We start from the raw sequence: 25,584 nt of genomic DNA on the forward strand, positions 1-25,584 counted from the left end.
GATGCGGGCGTTTGCGAGCTTGCTGATCCGGGCCGGTGCAGCGCAGCTTGGTGCAGCCCGGCAAGCCCGCTATTTTACGCTGTCGGCGCCGGATGATCTTGCCTTCACCTGAGCATCAGGCTCATTCGCCTTCATCCGGCAGGCTCAGCGCTTCGGCCTCGGGTTCCGCCGCGGCGGGCTGATCCTGCGTGAACTGCCGGATCAGCTTCAGCAAGACCTGATCCTGATACGGCTTGCCCAGATATTCGTTGACGCCCAGCGCCATGGCGCGCGCGCGATGCTTGGCGGCGGCGCGCGAGGTAATCATGACGATGGGCAAGGCGGCGGTGGCGCTGTGATCGCGCAAATGGCGCACCAGCGCAAAGCCATCCATGCGCGGCATTTCGATATCCACCAGGAAGATGTCGGGCACCACCTGCTGCAACTGCTGCACCGCGTCCAGTCCATCGCTGGCCAGCAGCACGCGATACCCGGCACGCTGCAGCAGGCGCTGGGTCACCTTGCGCACCGTCAGCGAGTCGTCCACCACCATCACCAGCTTGCGCTGATCGGCCACCACCGGTGCACGCGGCCGCAGCAGCGCTTCGCGATAGCCGTTGCGCTGCGCCAGCAACACCGGGTTGAGGATCAGTACGATCTCGCCGCCGCCGAGAATGGTGGCGCCGACGATGCCGACCATGTGCGACAACTGCGGCCCGATGTGCTTGGTCACCACTTCGCGATTGCCGATCACGCGATCGGCCATGATGGCCACCAGATCGTTGCCGCTCTTGACGAAGATCACCGGCAGCGACTGCTCGCGCGCCAGGCCGATGTCGGCCTCGCCCAGCAAACCCGACAATTCATGCAGCGAGACCTTGCGGCCCTTGTGCTCCACCACGTTGTTCTGCAACGCCTGCTCCAGCGCGGCGTCGCGCAGTTGCAGCACCTTTTCGACCAGCACCGTGGGAATCGCGTAAATCTGCCGCCCCAGGCTGAGCAAAGTGACCTGCGTCACCGCCAGCGTCAGCGGCAGATGCATGGTGAAACGGGTACCCTGCCCGGCTTGCGAATCGATGGAGATACGACCGCCGAGTGCGGTCACTTCCGAGCGCACCACATCCATGCCGACGCCGCGCCCGGCCAGCGCAGTGACGTCGCCGCTGGTGGAAAAGCCCGGTTCGAAAATGACGTCCATCAATTGCGCATCGCCGATCTGCTGATCCGCCGCCAGCAGCTTTTGCTGTATTGCCTTGGCACGAATGCGCGGCAAATCCAGTCCCTGGCCGTCGTCCGACATGCGCATCATGACTTCGTTGCCCTCTTGCCGGACCTGCAAGCGCAGGCGGCCGGATACCGGTTTGCCGGCGCGCACGCGCTGATCGACGCTCTCGATGCCGTGTACCGCCGAGTTGCGCAGCAGATGCTCGAAAGGGCCTATCATTTTTTCCAGAATGCTGCGATCCAGTTCAACACCGGAACCGATCACTTCCAGCTCCAGCTCCTTCCCGGTCTCCTTGGCCATTTGCCGCACCAGCCGGTGCAGACGCTCTTCCAGACTGTTGAACTGCACCATGCGCGCGTGCATCAGTTCACGCTGCAGATCGCGTGTAAGACGCGCCTGACGCGTCAGGCCGCTCTGGGTTTTATCGACCGCGCCGATCAAGGTCTTCTGCAGCGACAAGGCGTCGTTCAGACTCTCGGCCATCATGCGCGTCAGTTCCTGCAGATGCGTGAAACGATCCAGCTCCAGCGGATCGAACTGGGTGCTGTCGAGCTGCGAACGATCCGAGGCGGCGATGCGGATCTCGGCCTGAATCTCGACCTCGCGCATCTGCGTGCTCAGCTTGGAGATGTTGTCAGCCAATTCGGCCGCGCATTGGCGCAGCAGCTCGGTTTCAGTTTCCAGATGCGAACGCGAGATGGAAATTTCGCCGGCCTGATTCAGCAACTGATCCAGCACACTGGCGCGAATCCGCACCAGCGGCACCGGGGTTTTGATATCGGCGTCGGGCCGCCCGGCATGTGCCTCATCGCCGCGATTGCGGCTGCGGCGCGTTTCACTGCTGGTGATGCTGGAGAAGAGCGAGGTCGGCGCCTTCACCTGAGTCCCGCCCGTGTCGCCGGCATTGGACTGCGCGACAGGCGCTGCGGCCGGCGAAGCGGCGGCTGCGGTCCTGCTATCAATACCGGCGCCCGCCGCCGGACTCTGCAAGCGTTCGAACATGTGCAAGCCGGCATCGTAGTGCGCCAGCAAGGCGTCGATCTCTTCAACGCTGGCGGCGACTCCGCTCGCGCTGCGTTCCAGCGCTTCGATACGGCTTTCCAGCTCATGCATCTGTTGCCCCAGCCGCATCGCCCCGGCCATGCGGGCACTGCCCTTGACCGTGTGCAGCGGACGCAGCATGGAAGCGATCAAGGTCTTGTCGCCGGGTGTTGCCCGCAACTTCTGCAGCGCTTCGCCGATGGGAGGGAACAGATCGCGCCCTTCTTCCAGGAACACCGGCAACAGCTCCCCATCGATGTCATCGACGATATCGTCAGTGACGCCGGGGATAGCGGCAGCCGGATCATCCGCACTGCCGTGTGCGGGCGCGTCTGCAGCGGCATTGGTGACAGCATCCTCGGCGTCCGCCACCTTACTCAGGCCGAGGATCAAATCGTCCAGCGCCTGCGCCATATCCTGACGCACGGCCGGCATTTGCGCCGCTGAAAACTGCTGCAACATTTGCCGCGTCGCCTGAATGGCGTCGGACAGAACATCGAGCTGCACAGTCGTCAACTGACGCGGTTGCCGCTGCAGTTGATGCAGCAGCAGATTCAGCCTTTCCACGATCTTCAGCACGGGCAGCAGACGCACTGCTGCAGCATTGCTCTTGAGCGTGTGCACGGTGCGCCACATGGCGTCCGGCAGCTCGGGCGATGCCCCTGCTGCGCGCCAGGCCGAAAAGCTTTGCCACAGACTCTGCAACAGGCGCGTGGCCTCTTCGGTGTAGATCTCGAACAGCACACGCGGCAGTTGCAGCTCGCCTATCTGCAACAGGTTGATGGCAGGCGACTCGGCCGCGAGTTCAGTTTCCTTATCGGCTACAGGATCGTGGCCGGATTGTTCCTTCGCGCCGGCGATGGGCTCAGACTCATCTACCTCGGCAGCCTTTGTGCCGCCGGCAAGCGCAGGCGCGTCCATTGGCGAGAAGCCCTCGGCTTCTTCATCGCGCGTCGCGCCAAGCAATCCCTCTGCTACCGCAACCAAGGCTTTCGGATCGCAGGTGCCGAATTTCTGCTGGTGCAGATCCTTGACCCAGGCCTGCATGCGCGCCGCCGCCAGATCCAGCAGCGCAAGCAGTTCGGGCTCAGGCTTGCGGCTGTCGCCGAGTCGCTGATTCAGCACACGCTCCACTGCGGCAGCGGCGCTGCCCAGCGCATTCAATCCGACCATGCGGCCGCTGCCTTTGAGCGTATGAAATTGACGGCGCAGCTCTTTGATCAGCGGCATGCCGTCGCCTGCGGCCAGAGCATGCAGCTGGTCCAGCACCGCATTCATCTGGCCGAGAATCTCGTCAGCCTCGATCAGGAACACATCCAGCAATTCGAAATCGACCTCTTCGGCCGCAATGGTTTGCTCAGGTTCTGTGCTTGCGGCTTCAGGCTCGTCAGTGAAGGCAAAGACGTCTGGATGGTTTGCCTCATCCTCAAGATGGACTTGATCTGCTTGGTCTGCTTGGTCTGCTTGATTCGTTTCAGCGGCCTGCGTTGGCGAGAGCACCTGTGTAACCGACTTCGGCCCCGGCGACGCCACGGCGTAGGCGGCAGCATCGAAGCAACGCACACCTGCGCTCGCAGGATTGCGTTGCCATCGCACCAGGCTGCGTTCCAGCAGGAGCAGATCGCGTATCAAGGTTGGCCGCAGCGATGTCAGCTTGGCCTTATTTTCTGCCGCTTGCTCGCTGCCGAGTTCCTGCAAACGCTGCAAGGCCTGCTGTATCTGCTGTGCCAGCTTCCAGGCCGGATGCAGCGCGGCGACCTCCAGCACGGCGGCGATCTGCCTCAATGAATGCGCGCTGGCGCCATACAGCGTGGCGCCGCTGTTTTGCTCATCAGCGGCGACAGCATTCGCCGGGGCAGGCATGTCGCTCCAGTGTCCGTCCAGTTTTTGCTGGACGGCATCAAGCACGGACAAGGCCTGTTCCGCCGCAACGCGCTCGGCATCGTGCCGGCTGCTGTCAGCCACGTGCTGTTCAAGGCTGCGGGGCGGACAGGCACGCTCGGCACCGAACAAGACCGAGATCAGTTGCTGCACCATCTGATTCACTTCGACCGACAGCTGCTCAGCCTGCAGGTCGCCGAAGGTATCCAAACGATTCAGACAATGCTCGATGAACAACAGGCAATAACCGAATTGCAGACTCACCTCGGTGCGGTGCGCGGCCTGCGCGAGTTCCGGCGTCATCGAGTCGAGTGCCGTCAATAATTCGGACAAGGGCATGAGTCCCAACTGAATCCCGCACTCGGTAAGCCGCGCCATGTCTTGCTCATAGGCGGTGGAGTGATCGGCATCGGCGCCGGGCAGGCGGATCCAGGCATCCTGTACCTGCATGAGTTGCTGCAGGGTCTGTATCAGCAAACCCTGCCGGATGACGACAGCCCCCCCCGCCGCACCGGCATCCTGAAGCGTACGCATCTCGGGCACGGCTCTGACATGGTGCAGATATTGCTGACGATCCGCTTCAGACAGATGCAAATGTGCGCCATCACCTGCATACATCTCCAGCAGAAAGCGCGCTTCACGCACCAGCTTTTGATCCGCGACCGCTTCGTTCTGCACCAGCTTGCGCAGTTGCCGGTTCACATTACCGAGTAATTGTTTGGCATACAGGTCGATGAAGAAGTCAGCATCCGCGATACCGTGCAGACAGCCTGCCAGCAGCGTCCACATCTGTGCCAGCGCAGGATCTGCATGCACCGGCCCCGAGCGCGCAACTTCACTGACGATGCTACGCAAGATCTGCAGATGGGTGAAGGCCAGGCTGCGGTTCTGCTCATGCAGATGGTGCAGCAAGGCGTGTTCGAATTCGCGGCGGCGCGCGCTCAGGTCAATCGCGACTTCAGCGGGGCCACGCGCCCCATGCAGCGATGCTACGGCCGGCGTATCGGCCCGATATTCAGGGAAGAACTGGGCCGGATGCGGGGCGGCGTCGCCCAGCAAGTCTTTCATCTTGCGATACAGCGGAAACAGTTGCAGTACGCTCATCGCCCGCCCTTCACGCAGCTCGTCCAGCATGTGCTGCAAGCTGTGCAGCAGGCTGAGCAGCATGGGCAAGAGATGCAGGCGCGGCTCCGGCTGCGCTGCCGGTGCAAACCGAGCATCCGGTTCAGCAGGTTCAAGCGGCAGGTCTGTGCTGTGCAAGGCTTGCGTTACACAAGCCAGTACCTTGTGCTCGGCATGGGCGCCGGCGATCTGCAAGGCGGCGCAGGCTTGTGCCAATTCGGCGCAGAGCTTGCGCCAGGCGGAGCGCTGGACTTGATCTGCAGCTTCGCCCTGCTCGGCAGCGGCGGCCATCAACTGCTCGCTGCGATCTCGCAAATGGGAATACAACGCAGACAGAGCTGGATGCAGGATCAGCAAGGCATCATCGACCGCAGTCCGGGAAGATGCCGCGCTCGAATGTTTGACCGCCACTTTGCTTGCGTCGCCGGCGTTTCCGGAATGGGAGGATGCACGCGCATTGCCGCGCGGCTCATTGCTTGTGGCGTCGGTGGTGGTGCGGGTCATTGCAGGTTCCAGGTTCCGGTACGGCGTCAGGAAATCGTCACGCGGAAGCGCGCCACCGAGTTCTTCAACTGCTCGGCGGAATCCCACAATTCGTTGAACAGCGACAGCACCTGCTCGCGGCTTTGCTCGATGATCTCATTTTCGGTCAGGATGTTCTGGATGTTCTGCGCCACGCTGTTGGCCGAAATCGCCTGATGTCCGGTGGACGAGGACATGCCCTGAATCAGCTCGGCCAGTTGGTTGGACACGCTGCGAATATCGGACAAGGCGGCGCCGGCGGCGTCCGACAACTTGGTGCCCGCCACCACTTCGCTGGTCGATTTTTCCATTGCGCCGACGGCGTCGTTGGTGTCGCTCTGAATCATGCGCACCAGCGCGCCTATCTGGCGCGTGGCGGCGCTTGAACGCTCCGCCAGTCGCTGCACTTCTTCCGCCACCACCGAAAATCCGCGCCCGGCTTCACCGGCCGATGCCGCCTGAATCGCCGCGTTCAGCGCCAGCACATTGGTCTGTTCGGTGATGTCGGAAATCAGCTCGGTGATCTCGCCGATTTCCTGCGAGGATTCGCCCAGGCGCTTGATGCGTTTGGAGGTTTCCTGTATCTGCTCGCGGATCTCGTTCATGCCCTTAACCGCATCTTCCACCGCCCGCGCGCCGCGTTCGGCCACCACCACCGAGTGGCGCGCGACGTCGGCCGATTCATTGGCGGAGATGGAGACTTCGGTAATCTGGATCGACATCTCCAGCATCGATTGTCCGGTCTCCTGAATCCGCCGCGCCTGCTTCTGGCCGGCCATGGTCAGCTCGGTGGTGGTCTTTTTGACGTGGTCGGAGGTGGCGGCCACCTTGGAAGCGGTTTGCGTCACCTGTCCCACCAATCCGCGCAGCGCTTCCACCGTGTAATTGACCGAGTCGGCGATGGCGCCGGTGATGTCTTCCGACACCGTGGTGTGCACGGTGAGGTCGCCATCGGCCACCTTTTGCAACTCGTTCATGAGCCGCAAAATTGCCGCCTGATTGCTGGCGTTGGTGCGGATCGCTCGCTCTTCCTGTTGCTGCGCCTGCAGACGCTGGGCCTCTGCTTCCTGCCGCCGCAACTCGGCGTCGGCGGCATTGCGCCGGCTGCTCTGCAATTGCACCCAGGCGATGCCGATGCCGCACAACAGCGCGAACGCCATGCCCAGCAACATCAGCCAGAAGGTCCAGGAGCGCGACTCCTGCGCTACCCGATAATCGTTTTGCAGCACCGTGAGATGCTTCTTCAGCATTTCATTTTCAAGAAACACCAGCTGCTCGGATTGCTTGGCGGCGATGAAATTCTGCAGATTGCCGAGGATGTTGGCGACCATGGGCTGATACTCGCCGAACACCTTGCGCAGCTCTTCGAGCTTGTCATGCAGGTCCTTGTCCTTGACCGCATTCAGGCGCAGCAGCTCGCTGCCGTTGAGGAAGCCGTCGATGATGTCGTGAAAGGTATTGACATCCTTGCCCAGCAGAAATGCGGTCTCGGGATTGACCCCTTCCGAGGTCAGAAACTCGTTGGCGCTGCGCCCCAGCCGCAAGGTCAGCAAGACCAGCTGTCCGGCGGCGGCGACTTCGCGCGGCGAGCTGTTGGCCTGCGATTGCAGCATGGATATCTGCTCGCTCAGATCAAGCAGGGTCGGCAACAAGGTATTGAGCCGCTTCAGCGTGGCACCGAAGCCGGTCAGTTCCTTTTCCAGATTGAGAATGGTGGCGGAAGCCTTGTCGGTGTGATCCCAGATTTTTCTGACGTCGTTGAGTACCGGACGCATCGCCGGCTCCGGCGGCAAAATACTGTAACTTTCATAGCTGCCGCCCTGCGACAACAGGGTCAGGCCGCGATTGAATTCGCGACGGCTTTCGCTCAGCTGGTTGAAGGCTTCCTTGTTGCCCTGGATGGCATTGGGCACGGCCTTGCCGATGCGCTGCGAGTGCATCACCAGATCGGCGGTAATGTGGGTCTGCAATGTGGCGTGGATGTAGTTTTGGGAACCCAGCCACAGCATGAAGAAGGTCAGGATCAGCGACAAGCCGAGCAGCAACAACAGGATGCGCGTCTGGCTGCGCAAAGATTGCTTGCTGATGAAAGGCAGGCGGGTGTTTCTATACCTTTGCATGATTTCTTCCACATCGCTCATGCGGCCGCCGGCCGCAGCGGCAGGCATAGCCGACGCCGCTGCGGCCTTCGATGTCGGCGGCACAGCGGCTGGATTTTTCCTATTCGACAGGCGCGGCAATTGGAATGCCATGACTGAGACTCCTCATTCGAATTCTTGTTGGCGCGCGGCCGGCCTTCATCTTCTGCATATTTTGCTGATCTCAAGCGGCTTATAAAGCGTCAATCCTATCAAGCCTAAAAGCCCTATAAACCAATACGCAGAAAATCAGGATCGCTCAATAAAGCTGTGAGGCCGATTTCGGTCCACTCCACGCCCTGCTTGTCGCGATAATGCTGACGCACGCCGGGCAGTCTTGCAAAGGATGCGCTGGCGCCCGGCTGCAACATCATTTCGCTGATGTGACGCAAACCCAGCACCTGCGTCAGCAGCAATCCGCAATTGGGGGAGAGCGAGGCCGAAAGCGTCAGCAGCCGGCTTTCCTTGCCGATGACTTGCGAGTTGCCGCCCTGAAAGCGCTGCAGATCGACGATGCCGACCAGATTGCCGCGAATATTGGCCAGACCGAGATACCAGTCGCGCGTCAGAGGTACACGCGTCAGCGGCATCAGCGGCATCATCGGAATGATTTCACCGGCTTCGGACAAATCGATCAGACAGTTGATGCCGCCTATCATTGCGCCCAGCCGGCGCACTTGCATGGTCTCGTCGCGTGCCGCCTCCATGCGCTGCAGGAGACGCGCCTGAAATTCCTGCAAGCCGAGGCGCGTGCGGATGCCGGGCAGACTGCCCTGGTGCGCCTCGGGTGCTCTCTGTGACTGTGGGTCGGATGAGTCGGACATCATCGTGGCTAGTTCTTTACTGGGAAAGCGCCTGTGAACGGGCGCTCGACATAGTCATCGGGTGAAATCGCTTCAATGCAAGCCTGTTTCAATCGATGGCATCAATCTTGGACAGCAACTCCTGCTCATCGACCGGCTTGACGATGTATTCGCAGGCGCCCTGACACAAGGCCCAGATGCGATCGGTCTCCTGGCTCTTGACGCTGCACATCATGATCTGCAAGTCGCGCAATTCCGGATCGCGTGCGATCTGGCGCGTGACCTGATAACCGTTCTTGCCGGGCATGACCACATCGAGCAGCACCAGTTGCGGACGGTCGGCCCGGATTTTTTCGATCGCGTCGTCGCCGTTGGTTGCCGTGTCGACCGAAAAACCATTCTTTTCAAGAATGCCGCTCAGTACGTAACGGTCAGTCGGCGAGTCATCGACCACCAATATCTTCTTTATTCTCACTCATGCGCTCCCATACCTTGGCATAGAGAAAATCATGAGATCCATCATCGGTCAGTCCTTCCCCGGATGGCCCGCGTTGATCTGCGCGCTGACGGTTTGCAGCAAGCTCTCCTTGCTGAAAGGCTTGGTCAGATATTCATCCGCGCCGACCAGCGACGCGCGCGCTCGGTCGAACAGGCTGTCTTTGGATGAAAGCATCACAATCGGGATATCCCGATAGCGTTCGTTTTGCTTGAGCAGCGCGCACAGCTGATAGCCGTCAATGCGCGGCATCAGAATGTCGCAAAAAATCAGTCCGGGCGTCTGTGCCGCGATCTTCGACAAGGCATCGAAACCATCTTCCGCCAGCGTGACCTGATAACCGGCCTGCGTCAGAAACAAATCCGCCGATCGGCGTATCGTGTTGCTGTCGTCCACCACAAGAATGTGCAATGCGGCATCGTCTTGATTCGTCATGCTTTTTCGCTGAGTCGAGATCCAGGCTGGTCGGGGATCAGGTCACTGTAGCAAAATTTGCCAGGCGGCAGAACTTGAATAGGCACAGCTTCCCTGCGTAATTGGGCGAAAGGATTTCCATTTCGGCCGCCCAAAGAATTAACCAAATATCAACATAAGTAAAGTAAAAACAGAGAAATATTGCTCGATGACAATGTGCGGACGTGCATCAGATGAACTGCGCCGCTGCAGAGGATGGCATGGAGGAGCGTCGTGTCAATGGCGCTGGAGATGAGCTGCGCAAAGGCAGAAATCCAGTGTGCAAAACGCTGCGCAGAGGAATCTCAAAAGAAGGGGCGAACGCGCGCCAGGTCAGCTGGCATGCGGAATTCAGAGGTCTGAAACAGGCTTACAACAAGCAGCGAGCGGCACCTTCGGCTCGCCTCAAAAATAGTGCAAGAAGGTTTGATGCAAATCAAACGGCGCCCGGAAAGACGCCGTTTGGCAGGCAAAACCGATCGGCAAGGATCAGATTTGCACCATTTCAAAGTCTTCCTTGCGGGCCCCGCATTCCGGACAGGTCCAGTTCATGGGCACGTCTTCCCAGCGGGTTCCGGGAGCGATGTCCTCTTCCGGCAGGCCTGCCTCCTCGTCGTAGATCCAACCACAGATAAGGCACATCCAGGTCTTGAATTCAGTTTGGCTATTGCTCACGGCTGACTATCCCTCAAATCAATCAAGTAAAATGGTAAACCAGATATCTTAATCTACTCGACGTGCAAAACCAAACTTCTCCCCTCATCCTGACCTTCGGCGCTGCCGATCCGGTCGGGGCAACCGGCATTCAGGCTGACCTGGCCACATTCGCCGCAATGGGCTGTCATGGGCTGTCGGTAGTTACTTCCATCCTCATCAGCGACACCGCGCGAGTCGAAGACGTGCAGATCATCGACGTCGACTGGGTCGCCGATCAGGCCCGCGTGATTCTGGAAGACATGCCGGTCGCCGCCTTCAAGGTCGGCGCGGTCGGCAGCATCGAGAACATTTCGGCGATCGCCGAGATCGTATCCGATTACCCGGATGTGCCGCTGATCCTGGATCCCTTCATTTCGATGCTGTCGAATCAGGACGACGAAGACGATCGCCTGATCGCGATTCGCGAGTTGCTGATTCCGCAGACCACGCTGATGCTGGCCTCTGCCGTCGAGCTGGCGCGGCTGGCCGAGACCTGGCGCGAACCGGTGCCGGCCGACATGCTGATGCTGGACGCCATGCGCATCATCGAAATGGGTTGCGAATATCTGTTCGTCACCAATACCCAGACCGATGTGCAAGGCGTCTCCAATACCTTGTTCGACGAGTCGGGCATGCTGCGCCAGGATGGCTGGCAGCGTATTCCCGGTTCCTTCAGCGGCGCCGGCTCCACGCTGTCGGCGGCGATTGCCGCCATGCTGGCCAACGGCCTTGAGATCCCGGAAGCGGTGTCCGAGGCTCAGGAGTTCACGCTGGCAGCACTTGGCAGCGCGCAGCGGCTGGGCATGGGCAAGCTGATCCCGGATCGTTATTTCTGGGCGCGCGAAGCCGAAGACCCTACACCCCCACGTTAAATTTTCCGCAAAAGATTATGCAAACCAGTAACGAATCCCTGTTCGCACGCGCCCAGCAAACTACGCCGGGCGGCGTCAACTCCCCTGTACGCGCCTTCCGCTCGGTGGGCGGCACGCCGCGCTTCATCACCCGTGCGCAAGGCCCCTATTTCTGGGACGCGGAAGACAAGCGCTATATCGATTACATCGGCTCCTGGGGCCCGGCCATCGTCGGCCACGCCCATCCGGATGTGGTGAAGGCGGTGCAGCTCGCAGCCGAAAACGGTCTCAGCTTCGGCGCGCCTACTGAAGCCGAAATCGTGATGGCCGAAGAAATCATCAAGCTGGTACCGTCGATCGAGCAGATCCGTCTGGTGTCGAGCGGCACCGAAGCCACCATGAGCGCATTGCGCCTGGCGCGCGGCGCCACCGGCCGCGACAAGATCATCAAGTTCGAAGGCTGTTACCACGGCCACGCCGACTCCTTGCTGGTCAAGGCCGGCAGCGGCCTGCTGACGTTCGGTAATCCGACCTCGGCGGGCGTGCCGGAAGATTTCGCCAAGCACACGCTGGTGCTGGATTACAACAACATTGAACAACTGGAAGAAGCTTTCAAGGCGGCCGGCGATGAAATCGCCTGCGTGATCGTGGAGCCGGTGGCCGGCAACATGAATCTGGTGCGCGCCACCCCCGAGTTCCTGCAAGCCATGCGCCGCCTGTGCACCCAATACGGCGCCATCCTGATTTTCGACGAAGTGATGTCGGGCTTTCGCGTCGCCCTCGGCGGCGCACAGGCGCTGTTCGGCATCACGCCGGATCTGACCGCATTGGGCAAGGTCATCGGTGGCGGCTTGCCGGTGGCGGCCTTTGGTGGTCGTGCCGATATCATGAAGCATCTGGCGCCGCTGGGCGGCGTGTATCAGGCCGGAACCCTGTCAGGCAACCCGGTAACCGTGGCAGCCGGTCTGGCGACGCTGAAGATCATCCAGCAAGCCGGTTTCTATGAAAAGCTGGGAGCCCAGACCAAGAAGCTGGTGCAGGGCCTGAGCGCAGCGGCCAAGAGCGCCGGCGTCAAGTTCTGCGGTGACTCGGTGGGTGGCATGTTCGGCCTGTACTTTGCCGACCAGATTCCGGCCAGCTATGCCGCAGTCATGACCGGCGACAAAGCCCGCTTCAATGTGTTCTTCCACAAGATGCTGGACGCCGGCGTGTACCTGGCGCCATCAGCCTTCGAAGCGGGCTTTGTATCGGCCCAGCATGACGACGCCATCATCGAACAGACTGTTGCGGCTGCGCGCGAGGCGTTTGCAGTCTGAGGCAGGATCCGGCAGGCATCTTACGGCTTGAACAACAGATGCCTGCGCGAGTGATGAAAAGCAGCAAGTAATAAAAAAGGACGCCTGAGCGTCCTTTTTTATTGCCAATCAGAAACCGGCAAATGATGTGTTGCCTCACCGCATGTTGCGGGTTTCCTACTTTTCGGCGTGAATCTTAAGCCGAGAACGAAGAACCGCAACCGCAAGTGGTGGTGGCGTTCGGATTCTTGATCACGAATTGCGCACCTTCCAGGTCATCCTTGTAATCGATTTCTGCGCCGACCAGATATTGGTAGCTCATCGAATCGATCAGCAGCTGAACGCCGTTCTTGCTCATGGTGGTGTCGTCATCGTTGACGATTTCGTCAAAGGTGAAACCATACTGGAAGCCTGAGCAACCGCCGCCTTGCACGAATACGCGCAGTTTCAGGTCTGGATTGCCCTCTTCTTCGATCAGCTGCGCCACTTTGCTGGCGGCGCTGTCGCTGAAGTTGATCGGGGATGGCATGGCTGTTTCGGTGATTTCGGCTACGGCGTTCATATCAGGCTCCTGCTTGTGCGGACGATGGACTCACGGTCAAGGTATTCAATGGGGCCATTATAAGCCCTGCTCAAAATTCATGCATCGCTCGAGGCTGCCAGCTTCAGAACCGGGACTTCTTCGATCTGGTCGTGGCTGAGCTTGCCGGAGACCAGAGCCCCACCGTGCATTTCGAGCGCTTTGTAATACACATTGCCAGTTATGCGGGCTTTCGGCTGCAATTCAAGCAAATCAGCCGAATGCACGTCGCCGGTAATTTCACCATTGACGATCAGATGCGCTGCGCGTACCTCGCCGATGATCCTGGCATGTTCGGAAATCACCAGAACACTGGGCTGCCCTGCTTCTGCGTTGATGTTGCCGCGAATCTGCCCATCGATACGCAAACCGCCCTTGAAAATGACGTCGCCATTAATCTGAGCCGTCACACCGATCAAACTATCGATCGTGCTCTTGGTTTTACGTCCCAACATGAAATCACCTCACAAATTGACTGACTGCTGAGCGCGCACCTGCCCTCTGTCCAGAACACGAGCAGCTACTGCCTTGGCAGTCGCACCCTCGGGCAAAGTCAGCACGCCTTCGACCCGCTGGTAATACTTGAACGCGAGCCGGTAACGCGTCAGATCTGTCGCGCTCGACTCGGGAAAATTCAGGATAGCACTTTTGCCCGACTGCGAAAGCGTGACACTAAGCTGTAAATTACCCGTAAATTGATTGGTGCCGGCCCCACCCTGCATCACCAGCAAGCGATAACGCACCTGATTCGGCGCCAGCAATTCGGCGCTCATGCGCTGTATCGTAATGCCCTGCCCGAGATTGCTGGGCAACAGGCTGTCGAAGAACGCCAAGTCTTCCTTGAGCTTGGCATTTTCCGAAGCCAGTGCCTTGACCTGGGCAGCCAATTGCGTCTGCGCGGACTGTGCGATGCTAAGTTCGCTGCCGGAGGAATTGGTGGAGCTCATCAACTGATCTTTTTCCTGCGTCAGTTTCTTGACCTGCTCACTCAGCGTTTCAACCTGCTCGCGCGCATCGCCATGCAGGCCGGGCAGATTGTTCTTGCCCAGCTCATAGGTCCAGGCCGCAATGGCGCCGCCCAAACCCAGCACCACGGCCCAGAACACCGCGAGCAGCGGCCAGGGCAGATGGCGCTTGATGGTCATCTTGGGCGCAGCAATCGACATGCGCCGACGCCATAACTTGTACTTCACGGCAAGACAGGAACGTGCAGCAGGCCGGTGGTTTCCTCCAGGCCAAACATCAGATTCATACACTGAACCGCCTGGCCGGATGCGCCCTTGACCAGATTATCCTGCACCACCAGCACCACCACGGTGTCGCCGTTGTCAGGGCGATGCACCGCTATGCGCAGCATGTTGGATGCGCGTGTCGTACGGGTTTCGGGATGCGAACCGAAAGGCATGACGTCGACGAAAGGCTCATCCTTGTATGCATCTTCGAACAGCGCCTGCAGCGCGGCGTTGTCGATGTCTTTGCTCAGACGCGCGTACAGCGTCGAATGCATGCCGCGAATCATCGGCACCAGATGCGGCGTGAAGAGCAGACCGACCTTCTCCTTGGTCAAGGTGCTCAGACGCTCGACTGTTTCCGGCGAGTGACGATGGCCGGAGACGCCGTAGGCCTTGAAGTTGTCGGAAGCTTCCGACAACAGCAGGCTCAGCTCAGCCTTGCGTCCGGCGCCGGACACGCCTGATTTGCAATCGGCGATCAGATGCGAAGCGTCGATCACGCCGGCCTTCAGCAAAGGCGCGAAGCCCAGCTGCATGGTGGTCGGATAGCAGCCCGGATTGCCGACGATGCGCGCCTTGCGGATCGCCTCGCGATTCAGCTCGACCAGACCGTAAGCCGCTTCCTTCAGCAGATCGGTACAGCTGTGCGGCAGCTTGTACCATTTCTCGAACGCAGCCACATCCTGCATGCGGAAGTCTGCTGCCAGATCGATGATCTTGACGCCTGCCGCCAGCAGCTCCGGCGCCTGCGCCATCGCAACACCGTGGGGAGTGGCGAAGAATACAACGTCGCATTCGGTCAGCTTGGCCTTCTCCGGCGAGGAAAACGCGATGTCTACACGGCCGCGCAACGACGGATACATTTCGGCGACCGGCATGCCGTCTTCCTTGCGCGAAGTCACGGCCTGCAATTTCACATCCGGATGATGCGCAAACAAGCGCAACAGTTCCACGCCCGTGTAACCAGTGCCGCCGACGATGCCTACCTTAATCATGTTTTGTCCTTGCCAAATAAAGCGGAATTAAGCTGAACGACAGCGTCGTTCAGCGAGCTTTTTCAAAAGTTTTTAATTTTAGCAGGAGAATATTTCCGACACGTTTCCAATGAGGAAGAAAGTCGGATGCGCTGGCCTGCCAGGCGATAAAAACTGCAGCAAATCGCATGCCATACAAAAGACATACAGCGGCGAAACCCGTCGAGCACCGCCTCTGTCCAGCCCCGAAGTGCAGCATGCGGCAAGGCCGCCCAAAAGCAAAAAGCCGCCAGACGCAATGCCGGCGGCTTTTCGTACTTCCGAAAGACGATTAACGCTTCGAGAATTGCTTTGCGCGACGAGCTTTGCGCAGACCAACCTTCTTACGTTCGACTTCACGCGCATCACGCGTCACGAAGCCTGCCTTCGACAGCTCTGGCTTCAGAGTTGCGTCGTAGTCGATCAGAGCGCGGGTGATACCGTGACGAACTGCGCCAGCCTGGCCGGACTCGCCGCCGCCGTGCACGTTGATCATGATGTCGAAACGCTCGACGTTACCAGTCAGTTCCAGCGGCTGACGAATCACCATCAGACCGGTTTCGCGCGAGAAGTACTCGGCGGCCGGCTTGCCGTTAACAACGATGTTGCCCGAACCCGACTTGATGAACACGCGAGCCACTGCACTCTTGCGACGGCCGGTTCCGTAATTGTAGTTACCGATCATGTCTATTCCTTAGAGTTCGAGTGGTTGCGGTTGCTGTGCCGAATGCGGATGGCTGCCATCTGCATAGACCTTCAGCTTTTTGATCATGGCGTAGCCAAGCGGGCCCTTAGGCAGCATGCCCTTGACCGCTTTTTCCAGCGCACGACCTGGAAAACGCTGTTGCATTTTCAGGAAATTGGTTTCGTAGATGCCGCCTGGATAGCCGCTGTGACGGTAGTACGTCTTTTCAGTTGCCTTGGTGCCGGTAACGCGCAGCTTGCCTGCATTGATCACGACGATGAAATCGCCAGTGTCGACGTGAGGAGTAAATTCAGGTTTGTGTTTGCCGCGCAGTCGGAGTGCCACTTCGCTGGCAACACGTCCGAGAACCTTATCTGTCGCGTCAACCACGAACCAGTCGCGCTGCACTTCATGTGCTTTAGCGGAAAAGGTCTTCATGTTTGACTTTCTAAATTAAAAATAACGCTCAAAGTGGCGGTTCCGCAGCTGCAAAAACGACTACGGACTCATCCTTTTATCTTCCCGAGCGAATAGGAAAGCTGGCAATTATAGCGTTTTCAAGGACTTAGCGTCAAAGGTTTCCAGCGTTTTCGCGGCCTGCGGTCGATTCGGCGCCGCAAATTGCAACGAAACGGCAGAAAAAGAAGGTGGGATGCTGGATGGAAAGAAAGAGGTGGCCGCGTGACAGTGGTCAGTGCAATAAACGCCAAAAACGTAACAAAAAGACAATTCACAAAAGCGAGGGACAAAAAAAACCCGGACACTGTGGTTCCGGGCTTAATCCACACCAATGAGGAGGGTGGAGGAGACATGGTACGTACTGAATTCAGTGCTGCAAAAACTTCCGTTGAATTCAATATAGCAAAGCGGATTGTGCGACGCAATATCTATTTTCAAATTTCGTATCAGGCATTTCCTGATGGCTATACCGTGGGTTTTTCGCCACTCAGCAATGGCAGCTGGCGATAGCAAAGACTCAATTTTTCCGCAGTGCAAAATATTACTCAAAAGGCACTTTGCAGCCTGACCTCCATGGTCCGCCCGACAAAAGCTACAATATGCGCCTTCAACTTAACCAAGTGGGCTCTACAGATGGAATGCACAGTACGCTGGACCGGTCTGTCCGGCATGACCTTCATGGCTGAAACAGGATCGGGGCATCTGATCACAATGGACGGTGCGCCCGATGGCGGTGGCCGCAACCTGGCGCCGCGACCGATGGAAGTGGTCCTGGCCGGCACCGGCGGCTGCACGGCGTATGACGTGGTGGTGATCTTGCGCAAGAGCGGCCAGGATGTACGCGGTTGCGACGTCACCCTGAAATCGGTGCGCGCGGAGCAGGATCCCAAGGTATTCACCCAGATCCATTTCCACTTTACCGTGCGCGGCCGCAATCTCAAGCAGAACGTGGTGGAACGCGCGATCAAGCTGTCCCACGACAAATACTGCTCGGCCTCAATCATGCTGGAAAAGACTGCCGAGATTACGCACTCGTTTGAGATCATCGACGATCTGACAGAGCCGCCGGCAGGGCAGCTCTGATATAACGGAAGGCAAGCTGCATCAGCCTGCATCATGAAAAAAGGCGGCCGCGGCCGCCTTTTTCTTTGAGCGTCCACAGACGCCGCCCTCAAACGTAATAGGCGACCGAAGTCATGACCTTGGACATGGCCTTCATCGCGCCGCGAATCGGTTCCGGCATTTCCGCCGCGCCGAGCGCTTTGGCCGCCTCGCCGTGCTCGATTTCATCAATGCGCATCTGATCGACGATGGCGCGCGACTTGTTGTCCTGCGCCGGCAGTTGTTCCAGATGGCTCATCAGATGCAATTCAACCTGACGCTCGGTCTCCGCCACGAAACCCAGATTGCGGGCATCGCCGACCCGCGCTGCGATCGTCCCCAACACATAGGAACCGGCATACCACAGCGGATTGAGGAGACTGGTGCGCGAGCCGAGTTCACGCAGACGTTCGGCAGTCCAGGCCAGATGATCCTCTTCCTCGATGCCGGCATGCGCGAACTGCTGCTTCAGCGCGCGCGCCTGGGCGAAGCGCCCTTGCGCGTCGTACAAGGCCTGAGCGCAGACTTCGCCCACATGATTGATCCGCATCAGACCGGCGCTGTGACGCTTTTCGGCATCATCCATCACGCCATCAGCCAATCCCGCTGCAGGATTTGGCCGGCTTGCCTTGACTACGCCGCTCACTACGCGCAGCGCCTTGTCCATATCGGTAATCAGTTGGTCGAAAAATCGCATAGGCGCTTCCGTTCAAAGAGTAAGAAATCGGTTGAAACACGTGCAACAACAGGCCACCCACACTTCGCGCCCGCCCTCTGAAACCGATTGACTGCGAGCGCGGCCGCCGACAGACAGCGAATAACGGCCTTAAGCCATTTTCCAGTTGATCTGTTCACCTGCGCTCAGCGGTACCACGGTCGTATCTCCCATCGGCAATTCGGACGGGATAGTCCAGCTTTCGCGACGCAATGTGACAGTGCCCGCATTGCGCGGCAAGTCATAAAACGCCGGGCCGTTGAAGCTGGCAAAGGCTTCGAACTTGTCCAGCGCACCGGCCTGATCGAAGGCTTGGGCGTACAACTCCAGCGCGTGCAGCGCCGTGTAGCAGCCGGCGCAACCACAGGCATGTTCTTTCAAACCCTTGGCGTGCGGCGCCGAATCGGTGCCGAGGAAGAAGCGATCGCTACCGGAAATCGCGGCCGCCACCAGCGCCTGGCGATGCGTTTCGCGCTTCAGCACAGGCAGGCAGTAGTAATGCGGGCGAATGCCGCCCTTGAAAATCTCGTTGCGGTTGAACAGCAAGTGATGTGCGGTAATCGTGGCCGCAGTCGGACCGGCATCGCTCATCACAAAATCGGCGGCTTCCTTGGTGGTGATGTGTTCGAACACCACTTTCAGCTCCGGCATGACCTTGCGCAGCGGCAGCATGATGCGGTCGATGAACACGGCTTCGCGGTCGAACAGATCGATCGCAGGATCGGTGACTTCGCCGTGCACCAGGAACGGCATGTTCAGCTCCTGCATGACTTCCAGCGTCTTGTAGCACTTGCCCAGATCAGTCACGCCGGCGTCCGAATTGGTGGTGGCGCCGGCCGGATACAGCTTCACGGCGTGCACGAAACCGCTGTCCTTGGCACGACGGATTTCATCGGGCGGGGTATTGTTGGTCAGATACAGCACCATCAGCGGCTCGAACTGCATGCCGGCCGGCAGTGCCTTCAGAATACGGTCGCGATAAGCCGCTGCCTGCTCGGTGGTGGTCACCGGCGGCCGCAGATTCGGCATGATGATGGCGCGCGCAAACTGGCGTGCCGTATGCGGCAAAACATCCGCCATGGTCGCGCCGTCGCGCAGGTGCAGGTGCCAGTCGTCCGGCCGCGTAATCGTCAGTACATCGCTCATCGCTGTGGTCTTCGGTAAATTGCTGAGTAGATTGGGAGGTGTTGATCTCGCTGCCGTGGTGGCACCGGGCGGCGGCGCTTGCCATGCGCTGCAAGCAAAATCATCAAGGCCGCTATTTTACCGCAGGCCACGATGCTGGCGTCCTACCTGACGGGCCACCTTGATTTGAAACAAACAAGGGCCGACCAGACAAAGAGACCAGAAGAAAAGAAAAATTGAGGAGATAAACAAAAAGCCGTCCCGACATTCCGGAACGGCCTTGTGAACTGCGGCACTACAGGCAAGCAGAGATCAGTGCGTGATGATCTTGGCCAAAAAGTCGCGTGCACGCTCCGAACGCGGCGCGGCGAAGAACTCGTCCTTGGCGCAATCTTCCACCACCAGGCCCTTGTCCATGAACACCACGCGGTTGGCCACTTTACGGGCGAAGCCCATTTCGTGGGTCACCACCATCATGGTCATGCCTTCTTGCGCCAGGCCGACCATCACGTCCAGCACTTCATTGATCATTTCCGGGTCGAGCGCCGAGGTCGGCTCATCGAACAGCATTGCGATAGGATCCATCGACAAGGCACGGGCAATCGCCACGCGCTGCTGCTGACCGCCGGACAGTTGCCCCGGGAATTTATCCTTGTGCGCCAGCAGGCCCACGCGGTCCAGATACTTCAGACCCTTTTCGGTCGCCTCATCCTTGCCGCGGCCCAGCACCTTGATCTGACCGATGGTCAGATTCTCGCGAATCGACAGATGCGGGAACAGTTCGAAGTTCTGAAACACCATGCCAATGCGTGCGCGCAGCTTCGACAGATTGGTTTTCGGATCGCCGACCGAGACGCCGTCAACAGTAATCGTGCCCTTCTGGAATGGTTCCAGGCCGTTGACAGTCTTGATCAGCGTCGACTTACCGGAACCGGACGGGCCGCACACCACCACCACATCGCCCTTGGCAACGCTGGTTGTGCAATCGGTCAGCACCTGAAAGCTGCCATACCACTTGCTGACGTTGTTGAGTTCAATCATTTATTTCTCCTGAATCCTGAATACGTTGGGCGGCGCGCCGACCGGCGGCGGCCGCTGTCATAAGTTAGCGAATAATGGCGATGCGGCTCTGGAATTGCTTGACCAGCTTAGACAGCGCAAAGCTGAGCACGAAATAGACCACGGCGACAAACAGGTACATTTCCACCAGACGGCCGTCACGCTGCGCGATCTTCGATGCGCTGGTGACGAAGTCCGGCACCGAGCCCAGCACGTAGACCAGCGACACGTCCTGGAACAGAACGATGGTCTGGGTCAGCAGAATGGGCGTCATGTTGCGGAAGGCCTGAGGCAATACCACATTGCCCATCATCTGCCAGTAATTCATGCCGATTGCGTAGCCGGCAAACACCTGGCCGCGCGGGATCGACTGAATGCCGGAACGCATGATTTCGCAATAGTAAGCCGCTTCAAACAGGATGAAGGTAATCAGCGCCGAGGAAAATGCTCCTACCTGGATCGGTTCGTTGGCGCCAATGATCCAGGCGCCGATATACGGCACCAGGAAGTAGAACCAGAAAATCACCAGCACCAGCGGAATCGAGCGGATCAGATTCACATAGGTGGTCGCGATGAACGACAAGGGCTTGTTGCTGGACAGGCGCATCATCGCCAGCAGGGTGCCGATGATGATACCGCCGGCCATGGCCGAGAAAGTCAGCACCAGCGTGAACTTCAGGCCGGTGGTGAACAGGTAGTACCACGAACGTTCAATGACGTCGAAGTCGAAATTGCTAAACATGGATTAGTGCCCTCCGCCGCTGGCGCTACCGGTCGTGATATAGCCCGGGACAGCGGTGACTTTTTCCAGGAATCGCGCCATGAACAGTGCGATCACCGAAATGATGATGTAGATGATGGTCGCGCCGGTCAGAGACTCGAAGGTCTGGAACGTGAATTCGCGCATCGAGTATGTGGCGGCAGTCAGTTCCACCAGACCGATGGTCAGCGCCACCGAGCTGTTCTTGATGATCGCAGCAAATTCATTGGTCAACGACGGAATGATGATGCGAAAAGCCATCGGCAGCAGCACGTAGCGGTAAGTCTGCGTAGGCGTCAGACCCAGTGCCGAACCTGCCATGCGCTGACCGCGCGGCAAAGCCTGGATACCGGTCGTAACCTGCACGGCAACCCGCGACGAAGTAAAGAAACCCAGCGCCAGGAAAGCAGTTACGAAAGAGGCATTCGGCAGGCTCTTGAGCCAGTCGCCAATCGCACTGGGCAGCAGCTCAGGTACGACGAAATACCAGAGAAACATCTGCACCAGCAATGGGATGTTACGGAACAGTTCAACGTAACCATTGGCAAGGCGGACCGCCCAAGGTTTATCTGTTGTACGGATGGTGCCGGCAATGGTGCCCAGAACCAGTGCCATGATCCAGGCCAGGATAGCAGTGGCGAGCGTCCATTTCAGGCCGGCCAGCAGCGTATCAAAATAGGAAATTCCGTCGGGAGACATCTCCCAGAAAATTCCCCAGTTCCAGTTGTAATGCATAAATAGCCTCGTCTTTTTATCGAGTCAATGTATCAAGCGCAGGCACCAGTCCAATGCCCCGTCCCTTGTAACCCGATGAGACCAGCCATCATCGGTTGCGATACGGTAATTGTTGTTGCACAGCTGATTAAACAAAACGGGGGACACGCCCCCGTTTCAACACTTTTTTGCGCAGTGGCAATCAGTGAATTACTTCTTCTTGCCTTGGTTCTTCTGTGCTTCAGGAACCGCTGCGTAAGCAGATGGTTCACCGGAGTCAGTTGGCTTGGCCAGCACAGCTTGCAGCTGCGCGCTCATCGGCACGTTCAGGTTGACGCCCTTAGGAGGGATCGGCGACTGGAACCACTTCGCATAGATCTTCTTGATGTCGTCGCCCTTGTAAACCACGGTCAGCGCATCGTCAACCACCTTCTTGAACGGTGCGTCGTCGCGGCGCAGGATCAGGCCGTATGGCTCAACCGACAGCGCTTCCGCCGACACGGTGTAGTCGCCTGGAGCCTTGGAATTGGCAGCCAGCGAGGACAGCAGAATGTCATCCATCACGAAGGCTGCAGCACGGCCGGTTTCCACCATCAGGAAGGCTTCTGCGTGATCCTTGGCGGCCAGAATGTTCAGGCCCAGGTTACGCTCAGTGTTCAGAGTGGTGATTTGCTTCAGATTGGAAGTACCGGAGGTCGACACGACGGTCTTGCCCTTCAGGTCGTCCAGAGTCTTCAGGTTCGCCGACTTCTTGGCCAGGAACTTGTTGGCCGTCACGAATTCGGTCACCGAGAAAGCGACCTGCTTCTGACGTTCCATGTTGTTGGTTGCGGAATCGCAGGAGATATCGGTTGTACCGTTAGCGATCAGCGGAATACGGGTTGCCGATGTCACTGGCACCATCTTCACATTCAGCGAAGTCAGACCCAGCTTCTTTTGAATGGCAGTAGCAGCCTTCAGGCACAGGTCGATCGAGTAACCTTGATACGATTGCTTGTCGTCCAGATAGGAGAAAGGAATCGACGAATCGCGTACGCCCAGTGTCAGCGTGCCGGTGTCCTTGATTTTTTTCAATGTACCGGTGAACTCTTCAGCGTGAGCCGAACCCATCAATACAGTCGCCCCTACCAATACCCCTGCTAGCTTCAATAACTTCATGTGACCTCCTGGAAAAATTTCTGTGTAGTGTACCAAAAGCACTAATCCTGCAACAGTCTTTAGCTGCCTGGAGACTCGCGCTTCCGGCTCCCTGCTATTGCCTCTTTATTATTAAAACCACGTCTTCGCTGGCTATGTCCGCCGCCATCCGGCAACGAAGTATCAATTCAACACTTTATCCGAGGGATAAAGCAAGGAGTCCCGCAGCAAATAGTTCATCGGGACATCCATGGAAACCTGTCGCGAGCCTATCGGCCGCATGAACCATTTCTGGTACAAGCGCCGGATTTCGCCATCATGCGCCATTTTTGCCATTTCGCGGCCAACCAATTGCCGGAAGGCCGGATCGTCCTTGCGCATCATGATGCAGTAAGGCTCGACCGAAAGCGGCGCTCCGACAATTTCAAAATCTTCCGGGTGCTCCATAAAACCGAGCGATGAAATCAGCAGCACTTCATCCATCACAAAGGCATCGACCCGCCCTTTTTCAAGCGCCCAGGCCGCCTCGGCATCACTGCCGGATTCATCGATGCGGACATTGAGCGCACGCGCATCATTTCTCGCGTTGATGATCTTGACGATCGCGGTACCGCGCGTCGTGGCCGCTTTACGGTCCCGCAGATCCGGCCAATCCCGTATCCCCGAATTCTTCCTTACCAACATGCGCACGCTGGTAAAAAAATGCGGCACGGTGAATGCCACTTTTTCCCTGCGCTCCGCGTTATTGGTGGTCACGCTGCACTCCAGATCCGCTTTATTCTCGATTACCGCATCGAAACGCGATTGCGCGTTGACCGGCAAGAACTCGATCTTCAGCGCCGGCAACTTCAAATCTCGCTTGATGCCCTCGGCGATCCGTGTGCAGATATCGATGGCATAACCTTCGACTTTGCCGTCTTCAGCAATCCGGGCAAACGGCGAGCGGCCGTTCGACACCACACCGACAAAAGCAATCACCAGCGTCTGGTTCTTGCGTATCTTGCCGAGCGTGTCGCTGTCGGCCTGCGCACCTGGCGTTATACAGAAAATCGCAGACAAAGCAGACGCCAAAAACTTGCCCGAACGCTGAAACACATGAACCCAAGCTGCGTTCAAACACCGGCCCGACCATCGTTTTCCGGTCACTACAATGTGCTCACACATAGCAATCACCCAACTCAGAAGTAGGAGTTGATCTTACACGATATAAGACCAAATCCATATCCGGACCGGCTGACTAGCTTGGAGGACTCCCGCGTTGAACGTCACAAATCTCGAAAAATCTATCCCTGCTTAAAGCCGTATTTGCAACTCTCCACATCACCACGAAACTCATCGAGTAAACATTTGATTTTCATCGGCAACATGCTTTTGAAGATCCGCTCGCACATTTCTTTCAATCCAGCCCGCCTCACACCTCACACGCATCACATCCGCACGTGGTGGACGTCGCCGTATTTCGCAGACAGTTTCCTTCCACAATCGTCAGCAATAACCATGCCAGACAATCAATCCGCAACCTTGTCCGTAGGAAAACGGAGTGAATCGCGCAGCAGATAACTCATGGGCAAATTCAGGGCCGCCCGGTTGATGCCAAGCGGCCGCATGAACCAGCGATCGTAGAATTGATAGATTTCTTTTTGCGTAATCATGCGCACCATTTCACGATCGACGACCGCTTTGAATGGCGCATCGTTTTTTCGCATCATCATGGCGTAGGGATCGACCGACAACGCTTCACCAACGATCGCAAATTGTTCCGGACTCTTCATTTCGGTGCGATAGCTGAACAGCAGCACGTCATCTTCCACATAAGCATCGACTGAACCTGCCTCGACCAGCTTCATGGCCTCTGCTTCGCTGGCGACTTCAGTCCATTTGATATCGAGCATGCGCGCTTCGTTGCGCGATTTGGCGTAGGCAAATACCGCGTTGCCGCGCACCAGCGCCACGCGCTTTTCGCGCAGGTCGCCCCAGTCGTGAATGGTGGAATCCTTGCGCACGAGCATGCGCGTGGTAGTGAAAAAATGAGGAATGGTGAACGCCACCTGCTGACGGCGACTGGCGTTGTTGGTCGAAGCGCCGCATTCGATATCGGATTCACCTTTGAGCAGCGAATCAAAGCGGCCGACGCTGTCGACGCGGATGAAGCGGGTCTTGATCTGCGGCAGTTTCAATTCAAGCCGCAGCGCCTCGACGATCTTGTTGCAGATATCGATGGAGTAACCGTAAACCTGCCCGTCCGGATTGTCATCGACAAAAGGCATCTGATGATTGGCGTAGGCGATGACGACAGTCTGGGTACGGCGAATCTTGGACAGCGTATCTTCCGCGCGCGCGTAGCCTGCAGCCAGGCACAGATGTGCCAAAGCCGCCCATATCAAGGCCAGACGCCAGACGGCCGAACGGCCGCCGGTGCGTGGATACGCGCTCATGGAACTCCTCCCAGTCTTGCTTTTTTGAGCTGACGATCTTAAGGTGTCGTCTTAGCTGTCTATTGCG

At 58.3% G+C, this 25,584-nt stretch carries 24 protein-coding genes; 4 read left to right on the plus strand and 20 right to left on the minus strand.

Annotation, left to right across the window (positions count from 1 at the left end; genetic code table 11):
• Nucleotides 1–121: 121 nt before the first annotated feature.
• The 6 genes from PQR62_RS22175 to PQR62_RS22200 all read right to left on the minus strand — a co-directional run bounded on the left by PQR62_RS22175 (nt 122) and on the right by PQR62_RS22200 (nt 10,302).
• Nucleotides 122–5,752: a hybrid sensor histidine kinase/response regulator gene (locus PQR62_RS22175; protein WP_408160217.1), complete on the minus strand. Its 5,631-nt coding sequence runs from the start codon at nt 5,750–5,752 to the stop codon at nt 122–124.
• Between the two features lie 26 nt (nt 5,753–5,778).
• Entirely contained in the window at nt 5,779–8,022 is a 2,244-nt protein-coding gene (locus PQR62_RS22180) for a methyl-accepting chemotaxis protein (RefSeq protein WP_408160218.1), read from the minus strand.
• A gap of 113 nt (nt 8,023–8,135) precedes the next feature.
• Nucleotides 8,136–8,735, minus strand: coding sequence for a chemotaxis protein CheW (locus PQR62_RS22185; RefSeq protein WP_408160219.1), 600 nt, complete (start codon nt 8,733–8,735; stop codon nt 8,136–8,138).
• A gap of 85 nt (nt 8,736–8,820) precedes the next feature.
• Nucleotides 8,821–9,186 carry a response regulator gene (locus tag PQR62_RS22190; protein ID WP_408160220.1) on the minus strand — a complete coding sequence of 122 codons (366 nt, stop codon included), beginning with the start codon at nt 9,184–9,186 and terminating at the stop codon, nt 8,821–8,823.
• 51 nt (nt 9,187–9,237) lie between these two features.
• Nucleotides 9,238–9,642 carry a response regulator gene (locus PQR62_RS22195; protein ID WP_408160221.1) on the minus strand — a complete coding sequence of 135 codons (405 nt, stop codon included), beginning with the start codon at nt 9,640–9,642 and terminating at the stop codon, nt 9,238–9,240.
• A 507-nt stretch (nt 9,643–10,149) separates the two neighbouring features.
• Nucleotides 10,150–10,302, minus strand: a complete 153-nt coding sequence (locus PQR62_RS22200) for a rubredoxin (protein WP_408160272.1) — start codon at nt 10,300–10,302, stop codon at nt 10,150–10,152.
• A gap of 95 nt (nt 10,303–10,397) precedes the next feature.
• Here PQR62_RS22200 and thiD point away from each other — a divergent pair, with 95 nt between their 5' ends.
• Nucleotides 10,398–11,228, plus strand: coding sequence for a bifunctional hydroxymethylpyrimidine kinase/phosphomethylpyrimidine kinase (thiD, locus tag PQR62_RS22205; protein WP_408160222.1), 831 nt, complete (start codon nt 10,398–10,400; stop codon nt 11,226–11,228).
• Between the two features lie 17 nt (nt 11,229–11,245).
• Entirely contained in the window at nt 11,246–12,523 is a 1,278-nt protein-coding gene (hemL, locus tag PQR62_RS22210) for a glutamate-1-semialdehyde 2,1-aminomutase (RefSeq protein WP_408160223.1), read from the plus strand.
• Between the two features lie 175 nt (nt 12,524–12,698).
• On the opposite strand, the gene erpA is transcribed toward hemL, so the two are convergent.
• The 6 genes from erpA to rplM all read right to left on the minus strand — a co-directional run bounded on the left by erpA (nt 12,699) and on the right by rplM (nt 16,450).
• Nucleotides 12,699–13,064, minus strand: a complete 366-nt coding sequence (erpA, locus tag PQR62_RS22215) for an iron-sulfur cluster insertion protein ErpA (protein ID WP_408160224.1) — start codon at nt 13,062–13,064, stop codon at nt 12,699–12,701.
• Between the two features lie 77 nt (nt 13,065–13,141).
• A complete protein-coding gene (locus tag PQR62_RS22220; protein ID WP_408160225.1) occupies nt 13,142–13,537 on the minus strand; it encodes a bactofilin family protein in 396 nt (131 codons plus the stop codon).
• A 9-nt stretch (nt 13,538–13,546) separates the two neighbouring features.
• Nucleotides 13,547–14,248: a DUF6776 family protein gene (locus PQR62_RS22225; RefSeq protein ID WP_408160226.1), complete on the minus strand. Its 702-nt coding sequence runs from the start codon at nt 14,246–14,248 to the stop codon at nt 13,547–13,549.
• Between the two features lie 23 nt (nt 14,249–14,271).
• Nucleotides 14,272–15,309 (minus strand): N-acetyl-gamma-glutamyl-phosphate reductase, encoded by a 1,038-nt coding sequence (argC, locus tag PQR62_RS22230; RefSeq protein WP_408160227.1) that lies wholly within the window; start codon nt 15,307–15,309, stop codon nt 14,272–14,274.
• 310 nt (nt 15,310–15,619) lie between these two features.
• A complete protein-coding gene (gene rpsI, locus PQR62_RS22235) occupies nt 15,620–16,012 on the minus strand; it encodes a 30S ribosomal protein S9 (protein ID WP_408160228.1) in 393 nt (130 codons plus the stop codon).
• A gap of 9 nt (nt 16,013–16,021) precedes the next feature.
• The gene (rplM, locus tag PQR62_RS22240; RefSeq protein ID WP_408160229.1) at nt 16,022–16,450 is read right to left on the minus strand and encodes a 50S ribosomal protein L13; all 429 of its coding nucleotides are present in this window, start codon (nt 16,448–16,450) and stop codon (nt 16,022–16,024) included.
• A 183-nt stretch (nt 16,451–16,633) separates the two neighbouring features.
• Here rplM and PQR62_RS22245 point away from each other — a divergent pair, with 183 nt between their 5' ends.
• Together PQR62_RS22245 and PQR62_RS22250 are read left to right on the plus strand one after the other, a co-directional pair.
• Nucleotides 16,634–16,981 carry a hypothetical protein gene (locus tag PQR62_RS22245; RefSeq protein ID WP_408160230.1) on the plus strand — a complete coding sequence of 116 codons (348 nt, stop codon included), beginning with the start codon at nt 16,634–16,636 and terminating at the stop codon, nt 16,979–16,981.
• 123 nt (nt 16,982–17,104) lie between these two features.
• Entirely contained in the window at nt 17,105–17,554 is a 450-nt protein-coding gene (locus PQR62_RS22250; protein ID WP_408160231.1) for an OsmC family protein, read from the plus strand.
• 88 nt (nt 17,555–17,642) lie between these two features.
• Here the strand turns inward: PQR62_RS22250 and coq7 are convergent, their stop codons facing one another.
• The 8 genes from coq7 to PQR62_RS22290 all read right to left on the minus strand — a co-directional run bounded on the left by coq7 (nt 17,643) and on the right by PQR62_RS22290 (nt 25,517).
• Nucleotides 17,643–18,269 (minus strand): 2-polyprenyl-3-methyl-6-methoxy-1,4-benzoquinone monooxygenase, encoded by a 627-nt coding sequence (gene coq7 / locus PQR62_RS22255; protein ID WP_408160232.1) that lies wholly within the window; start codon nt 18,267–18,269, stop codon nt 17,643–17,645.
• A gap of 129 nt (nt 18,270–18,398) precedes the next feature.
• On the minus strand, nt 18,399–19,433 hold the full coding sequence (gene pyrC / locus PQR62_RS22260; RefSeq protein ID WP_408160233.1) for a dihydroorotase: 1,035 nt from the start codon (nt 19,431–19,433) through the stop codon (nt 18,399–18,401).
• Between the two features lie 291 nt (nt 19,434–19,724).
• The gene (locus PQR62_RS22265; protein WP_408160234.1) at nt 19,725–20,453 is read right to left on the minus strand and encodes an amino acid ABC transporter ATP-binding protein; all 729 of its coding nucleotides are present in this window, start codon (nt 20,451–20,453) and stop codon (nt 19,725–19,727) included.
• 64 nt (nt 20,454–20,517) lie between these two features.
• Nucleotides 20,518–21,213: an amino acid ABC transporter permease gene (locus PQR62_RS22270; protein ID WP_408160235.1), complete on the minus strand. Its 696-nt coding sequence runs from the start codon at nt 21,211–21,213 to the stop codon at nt 20,518–20,520.
• A 3-nt stretch (nt 21,214–21,216) separates the two neighbouring features.
• Nucleotides 21,217–21,966, minus strand: a complete 750-nt coding sequence (locus PQR62_RS22275) for an amino acid ABC transporter permease (protein ID WP_408160236.1) — start codon at nt 21,964–21,966, stop codon at nt 21,217–21,219.
• Between the two features lie 189 nt (nt 21,967–22,155).
• Nucleotides 22,156–23,103, minus strand: coding sequence for an amino acid ABC transporter substrate-binding protein (locus PQR62_RS22280; protein ID WP_408160237.1), 948 nt, complete (start codon nt 23,101–23,103; stop codon nt 22,156–22,158).
• A 162-nt stretch (nt 23,104–23,265) separates the two neighbouring features.
• On the minus strand, nt 23,266–24,198 hold the full coding sequence (locus PQR62_RS22285; protein ID WP_408160238.1) for an amino acid ABC transporter substrate-binding protein: 933 nt from the start codon (nt 24,196–24,198) through the stop codon (nt 23,266–23,268).
• Between the two features lie 392 nt (nt 24,199–24,590).
• A complete protein-coding gene (locus PQR62_RS22290) occupies nt 24,591–25,517 on the minus strand; it encodes an amino acid ABC transporter substrate-binding protein (RefSeq protein ID WP_408160239.1) in 927 nt (308 codons plus the stop codon).
• Nucleotides 25,518–25,584 lie beyond the last annotated feature (67 nt).

The organism is Herbaspirillum lusitanum (assembly GCF_046025995.1).
GTDB lineage: Bacteria > Pseudomonadota > Gammaproteobacteria > Burkholderiales > Burkholderiaceae_D > Herbaspirillum > Herbaspirillum lusitanum_A.

Bases quoted from the DNA above. Each gene is read 5' to 3' on its own strand.
- pyrC (WP_408160233.1), bottom strand. From the start codon at position 19,433: ATGAGCGATGTACTGACGATTACGCGGCCGGACGACTGGCACCTGCAC.
- PQR62_RS22270 (WP_408160235.1), bottom strand. From the start codon at position 21,213: ATGTTTAGCAATTTCGACTTCGACGTCATTGAACGTTCGTGGTACTAC.
- PQR62_RS22175 (WP_408160217.1), bottom strand. From the start codon at position 5,752: ATGACCCGCACCACCACCGACGCCACAAGCAATGAGCCGCGCGGCAAT.
- PQR62_RS22225 (WP_408160226.1), bottom strand. From the start codon at position 14,248: ATGTCGATTGCTGCGCCCAAGATGACCATCAAGCGCCATCTGCCCTGG.
- PQR62_RS22275 (WP_408160236.1), bottom strand. From the start codon at position 21,966: ATGCATTACAACTGGAACTGGGGAATTTTCTGGGAGATGTCTCCCGAC.
- rpsI (WP_408160228.1), bottom strand. From the start codon at position 16,012: ATGATCGGTAACTACAATTACGGAACCGGCCGTCGCAAGAGTGCAGTG.
- erpA (WP_408160224.1), bottom strand. From the start codon at position 13,064: ATGAACGCCGTAGCCGAAATCACCGAAACAGCCATGCCATCCCCGATC.
- PQR62_RS22280 (WP_408160237.1), bottom strand. From the start codon at position 23,103: ATGAAGTTATTGAAGCTAGCAGGGGTATTGGTAGGGGCGACTGTATTG.
- PQR62_RS22265 (WP_408160234.1), bottom strand. From the start codon at position 20,453: ATGATTGAACTCAACAACGTCAGCAAGTGGTATGGCAGCTTTCAGGTG.
- PQR62_RS22185 (WP_408160219.1), bottom strand. From the start codon at position 8,735: ATGATGTCCGACTCATCCGACCCACAGTCACAGAGAGCACCCGAGGCG.
- PQR62_RS22200 (WP_408160272.1), bottom strand. From the start codon at position 10,302: ATGTGCCTTATCTGTGGTTGGATCTACGACGAGGAGGCAGGCCTGCCG.
- coq7 (WP_408160232.1), bottom strand. From the start codon at position 18,269: ATGCGATTTTTCGACCAACTGATTACCGATATGGACAAGGCGCTGCGC.
- PQR62_RS22180 (WP_408160218.1), bottom strand. From the start codon at position 8,022: ATGGCATTCCAATTGCCGCGCCTGTCGAATAGGAAAAATCCAGCCGCT.
- PQR62_RS22195 (WP_408160221.1), bottom strand. From the start codon at position 9,642: ATGACGAATCAAGACGATGCCGCATTGCACATTCTTGTGGTGGACGAC.
- PQR62_RS22220 (WP_408160225.1), bottom strand. From the start codon at position 13,537: ATGTTGGGACGTAAAACCAAGAGCACGATCGATAGTTTGATCGGTGTG.
- rplM (WP_408160229.1), bottom strand. From the start codon at position 16,450: ATGAAGACCTTTTCCGCTAAAGCACATGAAGTGCAGCGCGACTGGTTC.
- PQR62_RS22290 (WP_408160239.1), bottom strand. From the start codon at position 25,517: ATGAGCGCGTATCCACGCACCGGCGGCCGTTCGGCCGTCTGGCGTCTG.
- PQR62_RS22250 (WP_408160231.1), top strand. From the start codon at position 17,105: ATGGAATGCACAGTACGCTGGACCGGTCTGTCCGGCATGACCTTCATG.
- hemL (WP_408160223.1), top strand. From the start codon at position 11,246: ATGCAAACCAGTAACGAATCCCTGTTCGCACGCGCCCAGCAAACTACG.
- argC (WP_408160227.1), bottom strand. From the start codon at position 15,309: ATGATTAAGGTAGGCATCGTCGGCGGCACTGGTTACACGGGCGTGGAA.